Annotated in this window: 18 protein-coding genes; 4 read left to right on the top strand and 14 right to left on the bottom strand. The window is 53.8% G+C overall.

The features are described 5' to 3' along the window. The 7 genes from F457_RS13035 to F457_RS13425 form a co-directional block, all read right to left on the bottom strand. Positions 1-665: Rab family GTPase (locus F457_RS13035; protein ID WP_018981219.1), on the bottom strand; the 665-nt coding region annotated here is incomplete at its 3' end. A gap of 62 nt (positions 666-727) precedes the next feature. Continuing rightward, positions 728-2,533, bottom strand: a complete 1,806-nt coding sequence (locus tag F457_RS0111100; RefSeq protein WP_018981218.1) for a GTPase — start codon at positions 2,531-2,533, stop codon at positions 728-730. Positions 2,534-3,189: 656 nt separating this feature from the next. Then, a complete protein-coding gene (locus tag F457_RS0111095; RefSeq protein WP_018981217.1) occupies positions 3,190-3,753 on the bottom strand; it encodes a hypothetical protein in 564 nt (187 codons plus the stop codon). Further along, a complete protein-coding gene (locus F457_RS14305) occupies positions 3,750-3,872 on the bottom strand; it encodes a hypothetical protein (protein ID WP_264873471.1) in 123 nt (40 codons plus the stop codon). Before F457_RS14305 ends, F457_RS0111095 begins: the two co-directional genes overlap by 4 nt. After that, positions 3,850-4,365 carry a hypothetical protein gene (locus F457_RS0111090; RefSeq protein ID WP_018981216.1) on the bottom strand — a complete coding sequence of 172 codons (516 nt, stop codon included), beginning with the start codon at positions 4,363-4,365 and terminating at the stop codon, positions 3,850-3,852. Before F457_RS0111090 ends, F457_RS14305 begins: the two co-directional genes overlap by 23 nt. Further along, on the bottom strand, positions 4,362-5,153 hold the full coding sequence (locus tag F457_RS13430) for a DUF1376 domain-containing protein (protein ID WP_018981215.1): 792 nt from the start codon (positions 5,151-5,153) through the stop codon (positions 4,362-4,364). Before F457_RS13430 ends, F457_RS0111090 begins: the two co-directional genes overlap by 4 nt. Then, positions 5,146-5,376 carry a carph-isopro domain-containing protein gene (locus F457_RS13425; RefSeq protein ID WP_156809451.1) on the bottom strand — a complete coding sequence of 77 codons (231 nt, stop codon included), beginning with the start codon at positions 5,374-5,376 and terminating at the stop codon, positions 5,146-5,148. The genes F457_RS13430 and F457_RS13425 overlap by 8 nt, the downstream gene beginning before the upstream one ends. A gap of 119 nt (positions 5,377-5,495) precedes the next feature. On the opposite strand from F457_RS13425, the gene F457_RS0111075 reads away from it, so the two are divergent. Then, positions 5,496-6,248: a S24 family peptidase gene (locus tag F457_RS0111075; protein WP_018981213.1), complete on the top strand. Its 753-nt coding sequence runs from the start codon at positions 5,496-5,498 to the stop codon at positions 6,246-6,248. 137 nt (positions 6,249-6,385) lie between these two features. Next, positions 6,386-6,670 (top strand): hypothetical protein, encoded by a 285-nt coding sequence (locus F457_RS0111070; protein ID WP_018981212.1) that lies wholly within the window; start codon positions 6,386-6,388, stop codon positions 6,668-6,670. A 376-nt stretch (positions 6,671-7,046) separates the two neighbouring features. Here the strand turns inward: F457_RS0111070 and F457_RS13020 are convergent, their stop codons facing one another. After that, on the bottom strand, positions 7,047-8,231 hold the full coding sequence (locus F457_RS13020) for an MFS transporter (protein ID WP_018981210.1): 1,185 nt from the start codon (positions 8,229-8,231) through the stop codon (positions 7,047-7,049). 111 nt (positions 8,232-8,342) lie between these two features. On the opposite strand from F457_RS13020, the gene F457_RS0111055 reads away from it, so the two are divergent. Continuing rightward, on the top strand, positions 8,343-9,236 hold the full coding sequence (locus F457_RS0111055; protein WP_018981209.1) for a LysR family transcriptional regulator: 894 nt from the start codon (positions 8,343-8,345) through the stop codon (positions 9,234-9,236). Here the strand turns inward: F457_RS0111055 and F457_RS0111050 are convergent. Next, a complete protein-coding gene (locus F457_RS0111050; protein WP_018981208.1) occupies positions 9,233-10,201 on the bottom strand; it encodes a LysR family transcriptional regulator ArgP in 969 nt (322 codons plus the stop codon). The two genes, F457_RS0111055 and F457_RS0111050, sit on opposite strands and share 4 nt — an antisense overlap. Before the next feature lie 5 nt (positions 10,202-10,206). On the opposite strand from F457_RS0111050, the gene F457_RS0111045 reads away from it, so the two are divergent. Then, positions 10,207-10,824, top strand: a complete 618-nt coding sequence (locus F457_RS0111045; RefSeq protein WP_026294361.1) for a LysE/ArgO family amino acid transporter — start codon at positions 10,207-10,209, stop codon at positions 10,822-10,824. 306 nt (positions 10,825-11,130) lie between these two features. Here F457_RS0111045 and F457_RS0111040 read toward each other — a convergent pair whose 3' ends face one another. From F457_RS0111040 to F457_RS0111015, 5 genes are all read right to left on the bottom strand, one after another. After that, positions 11,131-12,033 carry a dihydrodipicolinate synthase family protein gene (locus F457_RS0111040; protein ID WP_018981206.1) on the bottom strand — a complete coding sequence of 301 codons (903 nt, stop codon included), beginning with the start codon at positions 12,031-12,033 and terminating at the stop codon, positions 11,131-11,133. Positions 12,034-12,064: 31 nt separating this feature from the next. Next, a complete protein-coding gene (locus F457_RS0111035; protein WP_245539153.1) occupies positions 12,065-12,541 on the bottom strand; it encodes a DMT family transporter in 477 nt (158 codons plus the stop codon). A 66-nt stretch (positions 12,542-12,607) separates the two neighbouring features. Continuing rightward, the gene (locus F457_RS13420; protein WP_018981204.1) at positions 12,608-13,294 is read right to left on the bottom strand and encodes a helix-turn-helix transcriptional regulator; all 687 of its coding nucleotides are present in this window, start codon (positions 13,292-13,294) and stop codon (positions 12,608-12,610) included. Between the two features lie 117 nt (positions 13,295-13,411). Next, positions 13,412-13,720 (bottom strand): DUF1330 domain-containing protein, encoded by a 309-nt coding sequence (locus F457_RS0111025; protein ID WP_018981203.1) that lies wholly within the window; start codon positions 13,718-13,720, stop codon positions 13,412-13,414. A gap of 108 nt (positions 13,721-13,828) precedes the next feature. After that, complete coding sequence (locus F457_RS0111015) at positions 13,829-15,925, bottom strand: S46 family peptidase (protein ID WP_026294359.1); 2,097 nt, start codon at positions 15,923-15,925, stop codon at positions 13,829-13,831. Positions 15,926-15,973: the final 48 nt, after the last annotated feature.

The following is a 15,973-nucleotide window of genomic DNA, read 5'->3' as shown; positions in this document are numbered from 1 at the left end:
TCTGCTGTTAAGCCTATCAGTTGAGTGAGACGCTCAAGGATGTTGTCTTTTTTTGTTCTGAAGCGTTCTTGATACTCTTCCTCATCGCCGACATCACATTCTTTATCGAAGCGGCTCAACACAAAGATGGTGCGTGGGAGCATATTTAATTGCCGAAAAAGCCAGTTCAACTCGTCTTTATGGCTGTCTTTAATGGGATTAACGGGGTCGAGTACGTAGAGCAACACATGGGCTTCACTCACATAACGACGCGTTTTGTTTTTATAGGCCTCTTTGTCCCCAACGGTATCACGTTTATGGCCATACAGGCCTGGAGTATCGATGATTTGATAGGTATCATCGGGATTATACACAGTCACTTCGTTAGAGGACTCCCCAACGCCGATTTTCATGTCGTCTTTTGTTTTGCTAAGCCATGAGGCGACGATAGAGGTCTTTCCGGTAGAGAAACCGCCAACAAGCGCTACTTTAACGCGCCCATCTTCTCCTTTCCCATTGGTACGGTCTAAGAGTGTGCTTAACGTATCAATCTTGTCTAAGAGTGCGCTTAATTTTCGAGGTAGATAAGTAGGCACGGTAAAGCCTAATGTTTCTCCATCGGCAAAAAAGGTTTTAAGTGCGCTAAGGTTCTCTTTAAGTGTAGAGAGTGTGAGGGTAGACGTCATGGGATGTTCCTTAGGAAAGACCTGAACAAGAGGCGTGAAGTATTATGGAACGCGTGTCATACTTATGTATTCAGGGAGAGAGATGTGTTCTTTTTACAAAATGAGGTGAGCTCATCACGAGTATGCGTAAGCTCTTGCTTTGTTTCGTTGACATGGGTTGCAATGGTCTGAAATTCTTTCTCTTTTTTGCAACAAAAGGAACAAAGAGGTGTAGAAATTGCACTTAAATTTTCATGAAGCGCTTTGCTTAGTTTGGGGCGAATGTTATTGAGGACAGCTTCAATAGCGTCTTTTTGCTGTTGTTCTTGATAGGATGAGTCGAGGAGTTTTCTCATGCTCCAAAGGCCGCCTACTCCAGCAATAGCGGCCTCCACCCAGCCGATCGGTCCTAAACAAAGACCGATAAGAACGCCGGCAATGGTGCCGCCAAGGCCCCATCCATCAATGCCTGAGGCTGTCTTAAAGACCAGTTCTTCAGTGAGTTTATCTGTTTGGGGACAGAAGTCTTCTAAGGTCGTGAGTGTGTTTTGCTGCATAATAGAGACGAAGCGTTGGTCGATTCTACGCATTCTTTTGTAAGAACGTTCGACGAAATGTTCGACTTCGCCCTCTCCAAAACGAGAAAGTTCCTTGAGGGATTCCTTGATGGCGGCCTCTAGTTTTTCTCTAACAGTGCCATCAAAGTCTGACCACATCGCGTCTTTGTGATGGATGTCCATACGTTGACGCACATCGTTGATAAATATTTCCTCTAGTCGTGTCGCAAGGCGATTGTAGTCATGTTGAATGTCAAAAGGAAGCTGGGAATACGCCCAGGCGGCGTCTTCTAAGAGAGCGTATGTTTCATCCAATGGGGCGAGGATTCCATCTGCGGTATGCGTGACGGTATGCTCTGTTGTCTGAACGATCCGAAAAAGTTTAGAGAGATTCGTGTCTATAATGCGTTGATGGCTTTGGGGGAGGATATCGTGTTCCAAAAGATGAAGGAAATGCTGAAGTCCACTGGCATCAAGAAGCTTTTCTGCAGGGAGTGCAGCAAGGAACTTTTTTTGTTGGCTGAAGAAACGATGCTCAGCGGGAAAAGGGGCGTTTATTGCGAGGAAGGCAGGCAGAGCAGAGAGCGTGATATGGCCTTCATAAGTGCGTCCAAGCACAGATTTTATATGATGATCGGCATCAATCAGGGTGGCCCGCTCTTCATCAGTGACGGTGAGTCCATTGGCTAGCATACGGGGAGATTGGGTACGTTTGTTAAAAATACGATAAATGCGCGCTTCTTCACGGAGATGGTGCTTTATCTTTTCAAGCGTGCCTTCAATTTCGTTGTGATGTCCATCACGGGTTGTATCGCCGCCGGAGGTTTGCGGCGGCGCAGCATCGCTGGTGACATAAAAGATGACATGAGCGGACGAAACGGCGCGTTTAATTTCCTCTTGCACAATGTCTTCACGGCCTTCAATACCCGGAACGTCAAGTAGGGTGAACGCTTGCCCACCAAGAGAGCAGGGGTAGGCTGTTGTTGTGCGCGTGTAGTCGGAGCGCCCGTCGCCAATGGCCGCGCCGATGGGCTGATGTTTACGGGTTTGTTGTCCATTTTTGTCAAAGTGAGAACAAAGGGCTTCAATCAGAGTAGACTTGCCAGCATTGGTCTCACCGTAAAAAGCAATAACTAATTTATCCCACTCTTGAGCGTTCATCGTCGTGTTGAGCGTCGTTTTTAGGGTGTCCCGAGTTTCGTCGAGAAAGCGGACGCCTTGTCCGACGCTGCCGGGATATTCGTGCAGGTCATGACCCCATTCTTGAAAAGAAACAGTATGGAAGCACGCTTCTGCTGCTGCGCAAAATGTTTGTGCTTTGTGATTGGCCAATGCGACTTCTCCTGTGAAGGCATCAAAAACGATTGTAGAATAGATGCCTTTCGAGGGAACGATGGGCGTTATTCCACTTATTGCTTCTCTCTCTTTACGGTGGAAGCTTGAGAGACGATTTATAAGATAAAATGTCAGTGCGTCAAAAACGGTCGCATGGGAGTAAATTTTCTCTCATCCGTGTCTTTTGTAAGAAGTATCGTTTGTTGTGTGGCTATTCTCTATTTTTAACGTGATCTTTTTGTAGGAGAAGGAGGGTTAAAAGAAATGTTCATGTTGGAGGAAAGCGTATATTATCAAGGACACCAGAGATATTTTCGATTTTAGACATATGTTTATTACTATTTTAGTCATGAGAGAAAAATGGTTTGATAAGGATAAAAAATAAGAGGGAGTGTTTTCCCTCTTACTCTATCGCTACTATTTATATAAAAAGAATGCGATTACAGTAAATAGTATTACATAAAAGAAGGCGCTTGCTATATTATGTAGGGACAAAAATCCTTGCGAATTTACACGGAAAAGAGCGGCATAGATCGCTCCCCCTATTAAAGCTCCCATTGCATTATCCTTGTTTTCTATGGTCGGATATCTACGTATCATAGGGAGTTTACTGTGGTCAGAGAGGCGGTGCAACGGATGTTTGCGGCTGGGCGTTAGGAGCTGCCGTGCTTGGCCTGAGAGGCAATGGTTGCGCGGCGGGCGCGGAGTTTCTCGCGGTGTTTTTCGAGGTAAAACCCTGCCAGTTGCTCCAAGAGAAGGGCGCACTGGGCGCGAGCATGGGCGTTGGCTTCGGTCTTGCCTTTCTGGGGGTACAGCTCTCGCCCCATTGCGGAGAAAGATAGCTCATCAACTAGCAGCATTTTTAGCCGAATATGCGCACAGAGGCCGAGCACATCTTGGACTTCGCCAATACGAGCGGAGGCATGGCTGCGACTAATGGTGAAGGTGTGGAGATTGCCGCGAATATAGTCTTTATCAAGCGGTTCTTGCGTGTAGTCTGCATAGCCATAATCAGCAAAAACGAAGTCTTCAAGCCAGCGGCGAGCGGCGGTGACTTCTTCGCCACCAATATCACCTGCGCGATGAAGTGCTTTAACCGTATTGAGTTTGAGGCGTTTTTTACCAAAGGTTTCGTAATCATCTTTGGCGATCCGCTCTTTGGTCGGTTTATTGGAGGGGGGCTGAGTTTTCGTGCGACGTGTGGTTTTTGCGGTCATTTCTCTGTGCTTTCTGCTGGCAGGGTAAGAGGGATAAAGCGCCAATCGGTCTGGAAGCCGATAACGCCAATGAGGTCGGGCTTAGAGGGGAGTGATTTATTGTGATGGTGCATCGTCATAAAAAACATCATGGCTGGTGGTGAGAGAGCTGGGTTCACGAAGAAAAAGGGCGATCTGGGCTCGTTTTTCGCGGAGATCTCGTGCTTCTTCATGCAGCAGGGTATGGAGCTCGGCTGGGCTGGGCATGAAGGTAAAGCGTTGCATGGCCCGGCGTAGGGCATTTTTCCCCCAGCAATGACGAGGAACATCGTGCATGGCTAATGTTGCGATATCGATCCATTGTTGCATCTTTTGTCCACTGGGCGGGTTAGCTATCACTTGCCCTAACGAGGCGACTAAAAGCGTCAGCTGGCGGCGCGTTCCTTCCTCCGATAGCGGAGTGAGGGCTTGGTCAATCTGGTGCAGCAGCGCGGTGGCTTCTTCCGTCAACGCGGGGTCTTTGGGGGGCATGCGTCCACGTAAAACGAGGCCGTTATAGCTTTCCCAGCGGCGGATATGCAGCGTTCGGGTCAGCGGATGGCTGGGTGTTAGTGTGGCGAGGGCAGCGGTCATGAAAGGGCTCCACGGGCAAGGGCGAGAAGTTCAGAGCGGTTTTGTTCGGCAGCAGAAGGGGAACGAGAGGAGCTTGCGCGGCGTGTTTGGCGGCGTTCGGCACTTTTGCGGCACCAAATACGGAACGCTGCATTCCAATCATGCTTAACGGCGCGTTCATTGGCTGTTGAGCGCCAATAATCGCAAAAGCTTTCGGCTTCACGGGCAGGGGAGAGGCCGAGTTCGTGTGCATAAGCGGCGAGCTCGTCGGTCAGCGTCCAGGTTTCGGAAAGGCGCTGGCCGTCATGATGGGGCTGTCGCGGGGTACCGGGCGACTCACTGTCTTTGTCCCTGTCACTGTCCCTGTCAGCGCGGAAGAAGGCGTCCTGTCGTTCGGCTGTCCCATGGGACAGGGAAGACACCGAGCGGAGGCGAGCGCGTTGGCGGGCTTTGCGCTCTCTTTCTTTACGGCGCATGGCAAAGGCTTTGATGGCCTCTTGGGCAATCAGCGGGTGATAAAGCCGCCCATCAGAGCATAGTATCCAGCCATGCAAAGCAAGGTCACGCACACAATCCCATGTGCTTCCGGTCATGGAGAGATGGGCCAAAATGCGCTCATCAGCAGGCAGGCTCCCAGCGGGGACTTGCAGCCATGCTTTGCACCATAAGGTTAAAGCGGCTTTAAACTCAGCGCCGGTTGAAAGCGCGTATAGGTCGCTATCAAGAAGACGGGTCGCAAAAAGAGGCATGAAATCATAGCCGCGAAGGTCACAATCAGGAGGTGTGAGGGGGGCGGGAAGGTCAGTCATGGCGGGTCTCTCGTAAAAACGATGGTGAGGGCATGGTGAGGTAGAGGTCGGGTCGCCAGATATGACGCGGAATGCCCAAGGTGCGTTCCAGTTGCACAAGCCGCGAGGCGGGAATGCGTCCGGCGCGTTTCCATCCCTGAACGGTGGAAGGAGAAAGGCTCAGCTGACGTGCCACGTCACGCGTGCCGCCTAGGCGATCAATGAGGGTGTGTATCATGTTCATGGCACAAGGTGTGCAATAAAATAGAACAGCGGTCAAGCATAATTTTTGCACATGAAACGTGCGCTTTTTTAGTACATAGTGCAATTCTGATGAATGACATCACATAAAGGGATAGAGCCATGGCGGAATTAACAGCAGCGCAGCGTCTTAAAGCGATGCGTGAACGATCGGGGCTGAGTATTCGCAAGCTCGCGCAAGAATGTGGCTATGGTGACAAATGGACGACATATCGTGCGTATGAAGACACGTATAAAAAGCCCTACTTACCGGTTGATCTGATTAAGAGAATCCTGCCAAGTCTTGTTGACCGTGGCGATCCGCCGATTACGGTGGAGGAAGTCTGGTCTTTGGCGGGAGTATTGCCGGGAATGATGGGGCTCAACGACACGGTAGAGCAAGCAGAGCGTGTCAACAGGCATGAGGCGCAGCCGATGGTGGGTTCTGTTGTGATTAATGAATATGACGTTTCCCCCCAAGCAGGCGGGGGCGCGCTGACAGCTGAAGCAGGCGGAGAAGCAGACCAGCATACGTCACTGGCTTCATGGACGTTGCCGAAGGCTTTTTTGGAGAATTACATCCCTGATTTGTCGGGTCTTGCGGTCGTGCGCGTGTTGGGGAACTCGATGGAGCCTGACTTTATGCCCGGCGAGCGTGTGTTGGTGGATACACGCCACCGAGTCCCCAATCCAGATGGCGTGTATGTTTTGTGGAATGGTTTAGGGGTTGTGATTAAACAGCTTCAATTGGTGCCTAAAAGCAAGCCGCCGCGTGTGCGGATTATCAGTGTAAACAGCAGTTATCCAACCGATGAGGTGCTTTTGTCTGACATTGAGATTAATGGCCGTGTTGTGGGGAAATGGCTCTGGAAATAAGCGCAGGGCAAATTTTATGAACGGGAGCTGAGCAAAAAAATTCCTTGACGTGATGTGCAAAAATTTTGAACAATTATCTCTGTTCTTAATTATAGCGGGTATCAAGATGATGCCATCGCGTTAGAAGGAATTTCACAATGACAAGAACGCATAGTCTTGATGCTGTTTTTGCGACACCGCCAGCCCAGCTAACGGCTGGGGATGTGGTGGCCGTGATGCAGCATGTCCATCGTTTTTCAAGCAAAGTGACGTTTATCGCAACAGCTGACCAGCTCGATATGCTTCAAGAGCTTGATGATGTGGTGGAGATGGTCAAAGCAAGCTTTGCAGCCCCTCCTGACCACGCAGATCGGTATTGGCAGGGGGTTGATGTGCGGCGCGCATTGGATCGTGACGATGCCGTGCTGATGGATGACGGGTGAGAGACGTAGCTCTTCTGGATTGTAAGAGTGTTCATATCATGTCTTTTTATAACGATATGGAAATAATAGGTCAATATTGACTGATGGCATCAGAAGGGGGCGTGACAGGGTCTCTTCTTGCTATAGGTCTAGACTGAAGAGATGACGGGCAGCCTAGCGTTAGCGGAAAGGTTGAGGTCTATCATATGGCAGCCCATCAGCACGCTCCACGCTCCACGCTCCACGCTCCACGCTCTGATGGGCTGCCTATTTCATAGGTTCCGATGCATGAAGCCATGCGTGTGGAGTGAGAAGGAGGCAGTGCTCCTCAAAGAGTTCCCCCTCAAGTAAGGAGCTAGACGTTCCTTCGTCTCGCAAAGAGCGTTCTATGTTTGCGTTATGGCCGGGGAGGCGATCTGTGGGTTTCCCTGTCTTCGTGTTGGGGCCGTTGTGTGGTGAGGAAGAGTAGCGCTGCACCTATGAGGCACAGAGCGCTCATCCCGAAGGTGGCAGAGAAGGAAAAATGATCCAGCAGGAGGCCGCCCAGCGTGCTGCCCGCCGCAATGGTGAGCTGTATGAGAGCGACCATCAGACCGCCGCCGGTTTCGGCATCGTTGGGTAGAGCGCGACTGAGCCACGTCCACCACGCGGCAGGGGCGGCTGTTCCGATAAACCCCCATAAGGCAACGAGAGGGATCATAATGCCCAAAGATGACCCGCCAATGATCATTGCGATCGCGATTAGGGCCAACAGGGCCGGTATGGCGACCAGACAGGGGGTCAAAAAGCGTTCAAAAAGACGGCTCCCTATCCATACGCCTGCGATCCCTGACAAACCCAAGAGAAGCAGAAAAAGGGAAACCGTCATGCTTGATGCCTGCGTGATATGCTCAAGGAAAGGACGCAGATAGGTAAAGAGCGCGAATTGCCCAATAAACACGAGGCCGATCGCGCTAAAGCCGAAGAAGACGACACGATGGCGTAGAATGCTGACAAGGCTTCCAGAGTGGTGCTGTGTTTGAGGAGGAAGGGAAGGCAATGTCCGATACAATGCCAGCAGGCTGATACCCCCCAAGGGGACGACCATGCAGAAAGCGCCGCGCCAACCGATAACGGGTTCTAGAACGCTTGCGAGAGGGGCGGCAACGGTGGTGGCAAGCGCATTGCCACCATTGAGCAGCGACAGGCCGCGCGGAACGTCTTGAGCAGGGACAAGGCGCATGACCAAGGCTGCCGAGATCGACCAAAATCCCCCCACCACAACCCCCAGAAGAGCACGCCCTATCAGAGCGCAGGGGAGGTTGGGCGACCATGCCACCAGAATGCCTGAGACGATCATTAGCCCGGTGAGGAGGAGAACGAGCGACCGACGATTAACGGTGCGGCTGAGTGACGGCACGCTCAAGCTACTGATGACGGCGAAGCCCCCCGATACCGCTAAGAGTTCTCCAGCTTGGCCTTGAGTGATGGCCAGACCAGCGGCCATAGGCGTGAGAAGGCTTGTGGGCAGAAATTCTGATGCAATCAGGGTAAAGGTGCATAAGGATAGGGCATAGACAGCCTTCCATGAGGGTGCTGACATAGGGGCCTTTCATCAGTCAGTGACGGTAGGACAATGCTCAGGAACGTAAAGAAAGAAGGCTGTGATGATTACCGGGCTTTATGAGCATGCAGTGTTGAAGAGGATTCACAAATGACAGCGGCCTCGCTTAAATATGTCTCGGCTTTTATGGCGGTAGCTCAGGAGGGGAGCTTTACTCGGGCCGCTGCAACGCTGGGCCTGTCCCCTTCTGCGGTCAGTCATATGATCCGCCAGTTTGAAGAGCAGCTTGGCGTGCGTTTGCTGGCCCGCACGACCCGTCATGTGTCTTTAACCCCTCTGGGCGAGCAGCTCATGGAGCAAGCCGGCCCGTCTTTGGAGCATATTCATCAAACGCTGGACGAGGTGGTGGCGTCGCAAGCAGAGCCGTCTGGCACGTTACGGGTGACGACAGGAGACCATCAAGCGGAGCGTTTTCTCCTCCCCGCCATTGCGCCTTTATTAGACCGTTACCCTCGTTTAACGATTGAGATCAGTGTGGATGCACGCATGGTGGATCTCGTTGAGGAGCGATTTGACGCGGGGATACGACTTGGAGAAACCCTTGCGCAGGATATGATAGCCGTGCCGGTTGGGCCGATGATGAGCATGGCGGTTGTGGGCTCTCCTGACTATTTCCGTCGTCATGCACCGCCACGCACACCCGATGACCTTGCGCACCATCGCTGCATTAATCTGCGGTTTCCAACCTATGGCCATCTGTATGCGTGGGAGTTTGAGAAAGAGGGCCAGTCCTTCACACGGCGCGTGTCGGGGCCTCTGATCGTCAATGACAGTCACCTCGCGCATATAGGGGCATGTCAGGGCAGTGGGCTTGCTTGTTTGCCTGATGATATGGTGAAGGAGGACATAGAAGCGGGGCGGTTGATACGCGTGCTGGCCTCATGGTGTCCGCCTTTCCCGGGCTATCACCTTTATTATCCAAGCCGACGGCAGAAGACGCCCGCTTTATCCGCTTTGATTCAAGCGCTTCGGGCGATCCATTAAACCGGTGTGAGATGGTCGCGGGCAGCTTGGCAGACGGCTTGTGTGAGGGGGCGAAGCTGGGGTGCATAAAGGCGCGGAACCACCCAATAGAGCGGCACGGTTGGGCGGTGATAGGGGGGGAGTTCTATGAGTTTCCCCTGCTGTAGCGCTGACTCGACGAGGTAAGAGGGGTGGAGAGCCCATGCCAGACCCGCGAGGGTAAGGTCATAGAACCCTTGGGCGGACGGTATCCAATGGGTAGGGGCTTGAGCGAGAGAGACATTATAGGTCGCCTTGGCCCATTTTTCTTGAAAAACATCATGCTGGTCAAACCGCAAAACGGGGCTGCGACGAAGGCTTTCTGCGGTCACCCCGGAGGGGAAGTTGCGTGTGATAAAGGCAGGATGCGCACAGGCAATATAGGTCAGCTGGCCAAGCGGTGTGGCGTGGCAGCCGGGAACGGGGGATGGATCGGCACTGATAGCGGCCATGACGCGGCCTTCACGGAGATGGCGGGCCGTGTGGTGCTCGTCATCGAGATGAATATCGAGGGTGAGGTTATGCTCTTGCGCGACATGGGTCATCGCTTGAGGAAACCAGCTGGCCATACTATCCGAGTTTACGGCCACTCTCAGAGCGAGGGGCGGGGCTTCTGTATGACGGGCTGTGTGGGGGAGAGCGGGGAGGTCGGCCTCAAGGAGGCGTACGCGCTCAAGATGGGTGGCGAGGGTTTGCCCCAACGGGGTGAGGGTGCAGGGTGTCCCACGGATGAGCAATGTATGGCCGAGCCTCTCTTCAAGGCTCCGTACCCGCTGGGAAACGGCAGAGGATGTCATCCCAAGGCGATGCGCCGCGCGCTCAAAACTGCCTTCACGGGCAACGGTGCTGACAGCGAGGAGAGAGGGGTAATCAAGCATAGCGAAATTTTGCTTTATGGGCGTTAGGAAAACACGTTTTTCTTCAGGGTCTTCGCAGTCTAGCATCATGTCCTATGATGAACCTAATCAGCAGTTTTGGGGCCGGATTTGGCCTTTCTCTATCGCTCAATTCGGCCATTGGGGTGCAAAATATCATTCTGATGCGCCAAGGGCTTCAACGTCGCTATGTTGGGCGACTTGTGGTGTTTTGTACTGCGGTTGATGCGGTGCTGATGACCCTCGGTGTGGGTGGACTGGGCACGTTGTTGGCGGCGCTCCCTCTTTTCAAGATGGTCTTGAGCTATAGCGGGGCGCTCTTCTTGGCGGTGTATGGGCTGCTCTCATTGCGTAAGATGCTGAGTGAGCAGGAGGTGGATTTTGGAGCGGCGTCCTCAGTCAGTGCCCGTCGTGTGCTGATGACAATGGCCGGCGTTACGTTGCTGAACCCTCATGTCTATGTCGATACGATGTTGTTGGTCGGCACAACGGGAGCCGCGCAACCACGTGCGCTGCACTCTGTGTTTACCGTTGGGGCGGTGAGTGGAAGTGCGGCATGGTTTGCGTTGCTGGGCTATGGGGTGCGCTGGCTCCGCCCTTGGCTGGCACGGCCAATGCTCTGGCGTATCTTGGATGGTTTTACCGGTCTGTTGATGATTGGCCTTGCGGTGTCGTTGGTGATCCACGCGCAGTAATGGGGCCTGCATGAGGCACAATACGGTCGATCACTCGTGCAAGGCCTAGGCGTTCGATGTGTTCAGAAACGGAGGCGGCATTTTTATACGCGGAAGGACGTTCAGACGTATCAACCTTGCCGGCTTGAAAACGAGCATCAATATTCTGTGTTTCTTCGGCAAATACCTCCTCAATGGAGCGTCCTTCAAGTGTTTTTTATGCGCGGTACGGGAGATATGACGACCGGCACCATGGGGCCGTGTAGCGTCCTTCTCTTCATTATCAGTGAGATGAGAAGCCGGGGGGCTTCCCATCTCTGCACGAGGTTAGCTGGGGGTGTGGGTGCGGATGAGTTCTTCTAACACCGCCCGGTCTTCTGCACTGACGCCCTGGAGGGGTTCTGGCAGGCATGGCTCCTGAGCGAGGCCCATCAGGGCAGCAGCCGAAGCGATAACGCGGAGGGAGCCGCCATAACGGTTGCTCATCTCCCAAAATGGTTTGAAGGTCGCAGAGACGCTCTCAATCGTGGCGTGGTCGCCTGCAAGGGCGGCGTCTGTCAGACGGCGCGCGAGCTTGGGGAAGAGGCCGCCCCATTCAGAATACCAGACTTTAGCCCCATGACGTAGGCCTTCGGCGGCTGTTGGGTCTCTGCTGACACCGAGGGTGAGGCTGGCGGGGGATTGTTCGGCCAGGCGGTGCAGACGAGCAATGGCCTCTTGGGCGGTCGGGAAAGCGCTGGGCACTTTGATCGAGGCGATATGAGGCAGTGCTGCGATACGTTGGACGAGCGCATCAGAAAAGCGGAATTGTGTGGTGCCGGGTGCGTCGTAAATAATAACGGGCACAGAGACGGCACGGCTGACGGCGGCGTAAAGAGAGAAGACTTCCTCGTCACGCAATGGGAAATAGCTCATCGCGGGGAGAAGCAGCGCTTGCGCCCCGGCTTTTTGGGCGTCTTCTGCATGGTTGAGCACATCACGCAGGCGGATGGCCCCGATGCTCACCAACACAGGCGTGGTGCCGGCTTCTTTGACGGCAAGTTCGGCAACGCGGGCGCGTTCTTGGCGAGAGAGATAGGCGTAAGACCCCGTTGAGCCTTCTGCTCCAATGGAGTCCACGCCGGCTTCTGTGAGGCGGTTGATCAGGCGCGCAAAGGCGCGTTCATCGATCCCATCTTGAGTGATTGGGGTGATGGGGAAGGCGCTCAGGCCGTTAAACGTCATTGACATAGAACGTGATCCTTTCGTGAGAAGTAAACGGTTAATGGCGAACCATGACCACGCCAAGAATAAGCAAGAGGGCACCCGTCAAGCGCGTTGCATCAACACGGTGGACGGGCAGCCCCATAAAGCCGATATGGTCAAGCACGATAGAGCCTACCATTTGCCCGACCACAACAAAGGCCAGAACCGTAGCGGCGCCAAAGCGCGGCACCATCACGATGCCGGTCGCAACGAAAATAGCTCCAAAAACGCCGCCCGTCCATGAGGACGCAGAGCTGTGTCGGATAAGGCGGCTCAGGGGTTGAGTGCTGGGGGACAGGAGCGCGCCTGCTAGAGCGATGGCGAGCATCAAGACCAGCCCGACAATGTAGCTCCCCACGCCGGCCCACCAAGGGGAGGCGAGTTCAGCACGCAGGCGTGTGTTAAAGACTTGTTGTAGAGCCAAACTCACTCCCGCCCCGATGATCAGGAGAAAGGAGAGTGCCCAGCCGGTAAAAGAAGCAATGGTCATCATGTCTCTTCTCTTATCGGGGGATGATGAGGGGATTATAGAACGTATGTGATGATGCGGGCTGTTCGTCTATAAGCGTCTTTCCTCAGACGCGCTCTGTTTGCCCTGGTAACTGCGGGGCGTCGTGCCGAATGCGCGGCGGAATAAGCGACCCATATGACTTTGATCCGCAAAGCCAGCGTGGAAGGCTGTATCCGCAAGGCTTTGCCCTTGGCGGAGGAAGGCTTTGGCGCTGTTGAGGCGGCTCAGCAGTTGGAACCCTTGGGGAGATATCCCATATTCCCGCCGGAAACGCCGTGAATAGGCTTCTCGTGTCATGTGGTGACGATGGGCGAGAGCGTCGATACGGCCCAGAGAGGGTACATGGGGCAGGTGGGTTTCTGGAGTGGGGATGGAGAGAACATGGTGGGGCGTGTCATTGACAATGCCGCCGAGCAAAGCCGCGCTATCGGCAGGGTCAGCACCATAGCCGGGGGTAAGGTACAGATTGACACAACGTGTCTCCACCCCAATATCGCGGGAGGAATGCACTAACCCAGCGGGGATACGCAGGGCTTGTCCGGCGGATACGAACACGCAATGATCAGGTAAAATGAAGTGGCGACAGCCTGCAAGCACAAAAGCGATCTGGTCTTCCTCATGGCAATGAGCTGGCAAGGCGAGCGTACGGCCTTGGGCAAGGCTCATTTCATGAATATGAGCATCCTCCGTGCGCCAATAATGCCAAGGGTGGCGCTGTGCAAACGATATAGGCAAAACGGCACTTCTCCCCTTTCATGACCCTGTATGGAGATCATGTAAGAAGTATTCTGCCTTTTTGCCATAGGTCGTCAATGTTGGATCACACATGGCGCACGGAGGGGAGGAACGTTTTTAAGCTGGGGGTGTTCCCGGTACAAGCGCTATGAACCCACCTTCTGTTGCGCGTATGCGCAGCGCTTTGGCTGGTTCATAGGCTGGGTCGTGATAGAAGGCTTGTGCTTGTTCCATGGAGGGGAAGCGAATGACAATGAGAACAGACTGCGCCGTGCCCTCAACGGGGGTGACGTCTGAGACTCTGGTGGTTATTTCCCCGCCGTAGCGTTGGCGGATAGGGCCTGCTTTTTGACGATATTCTGCCATAAGGTCAGGATCAATAATGGAAAAATTCCCAATGAGGTAAGCAGGTTCATGAGTGGCCATGATGTCTATCCTTTCATGATTGTTATGACAGCGCATCAAGAGGATGTTCCTCTTCTGGCCGGGTTATGACGTGGCAAACTCGACCAGAGAAAGGAACACAGGCTTGCATTAACGGTGCCCGTGGCTGAGTTCATCAGCGAGAGTCGGTTCATGATACACGGTGCGGAGCGCACTGATGATCGCGCTTGTGTCTGTTGCGACAGCGCGGTTTTGGGTGATGTCGTAATAGAGATCCCCTGCAAGGCTGGGGAGGTTCCCGTCAAAAATGAGCCCAACGGCATGACCGTTGCGGTCAATAACGGGAGAGCCTGAATTCCCCCCGACAATATCATTGGTCGAGACGAAATCGAGTTTCGTGTCTGGCTTGAGGGCCGAGCGTGCGTCCAACCAGCGTTGCGGAAGGGCAAAAGGCGGGTGGCCTGTTGCGTGTTGATACATACCCCCAAAGGTCGTGAAAGGCGCGATGGCGTGCCCATTTTGCGTCCATCCTGTTACAGTACCGTAAGAGAGACGGGGTGAGAATGTGGCGTCAGGGTAGCGTTCATCCGCTTGCCCGAGGGACTGAGCATGGGCCAACCGTGCTCGGGCGATGCGTGTGTTGGCTTGGTTAAGCGGTGCGGTGACGTCATCATTAAAGTGCTTGCGCAGGGCGGCATAGGCTGGATAGAGGCGGCGTATGACGACAATCAATGGGTCGGAGGAGGCTTTAACGGCTTTGTCGCCCCCTTTCCATAGAGCGAGACGGTTCTTGGGGTCAGATAACGTGGTGCTCTGCACGAGGTGTGCTGCGACGCTGTCGGGGTCATCATGGCCTAAAAGAGTGTGAACAAGAGGGTCATCCGTGCCGAGCTGTTGGCGCAATGTGGTGAGGGCGAGGGCCAGTGTGGCGGTTTCAAGCTCTGGGTAAAACGGCGTTTGAGCGCCCAGTTCAGCCTCAATCTCCCCAAGCTGAGCGTCATGAAAACCGGCGAGGCGTTGTGCGTCTGGGCGTGTGCGCTGTGTTGTGCCATCAACGAGGGTGAGAGCGGTGCCCGCGATCCCGCGTAGGGCTTGGCGCAAGCCAACGTAACGAGGCAGGAGAGTGCGGCTTGTGGTGAGGGCGGCGTCAACTTGGCGGAAGGGGGTGCCATACTGTTTTACACGTGCTGGGTCGGCATTAATCCATGCCTGCAAAGCGTCATCTTCCTGTGCGCGCTGGGCGATGATCGAGCTTGAGCGGAGTGATTCTTGTATGCCAGAGAAGGCTTTTAGCCGGTTTTGCACGAGGAAGAACGTGTTTTGAGATTCTTGACGATGACGGTCACTTTCGCGTGCATACTGCCAAAGCATCCCTTCCAGCAAGGTGTTGCTTTCAATCATACGAGGATTGATGACATCACGTTGAAAGCGCAGCTCAGCGGCTGACAGCCCACGCTGTGTGCGGCCCGGATTGCCGGAGGTAAAGACAAGCTCCCCCGCTTTAGGCCCGTTGGGGTTAAAAGGGAGGTAGGGCGTGTGGACAGGGGCGCCATTTTCATACACACGCAGCATCGAGAGGTCGATATCATAGCGCGGATAGTTAAAATTATCGGGGTCTCCGCCAAAGAAGGCGATATCTTGCTCTGGTGCCATCACAGCGCGGACATCTTGATAGCGACGGTAGCGATAAAGAGCGGTTTGTCCGCCATGATAAAGCGAGACAATATCGCACCGCCAGCGGGTCGGGTTGCCGTCTACGCACTCCTTCGTGAGGCGCCCTTCAATTGCTTGTCGTGCATCAGAATAGGCAGCTCCGCTTTTGCCGGCTGTAGCGCGGTCAATGTCTGCGGAGACATCTTTGATGCTATCGAGCCGATCTAGCTCCATCGCGGGGCATTGGCGCTCTTCTGCAAGAGATGAGGTGTAAAACCCATTGCGGAAATAGTCGTGATTTTTGTCAGATAGCGCATCAAGGCACGCATTGGCGCAATGATGGTTGGTCATCACCAGCCCATCAGCGGAGACAAAAGAGGCCGAGCACCCTTCTGCCAGACGGGCTGAGGACTGAATGACATGTTTCGTCCATTGTGGTGTCGGGGTAAACTGATAATGCTTTTGCAGCGATGCACGTGGCAGATGGTCGAATGTCCACATCCCCTCATCAGCATAGCTTGTCGTGCTGGCACCTAGCCCAAGCAGACTGGCAGCAAGGAAAAGCGAGGAACGAAGAGAAGGAATATGACGCATAAAAAGGCCCAGCAATTAATACTATAACGGATTCGTAATTATCATCAC

It is taken from the genome of Saccharibacter floricola DSM 15669, from assembly GCF_000378165.1.
In the GTDB taxonomy this organism is placed as follows: Bacteria; Pseudomonadota; Alphaproteobacteria; order Acetobacterales; family Acetobacteraceae; genus Saccharibacter; species Saccharibacter floricola.
The sequence above is the reverse complement of the archived record's forward strand: the minus strand, read 5'-3'. Positions and strand labels throughout refer to the sequence as shown.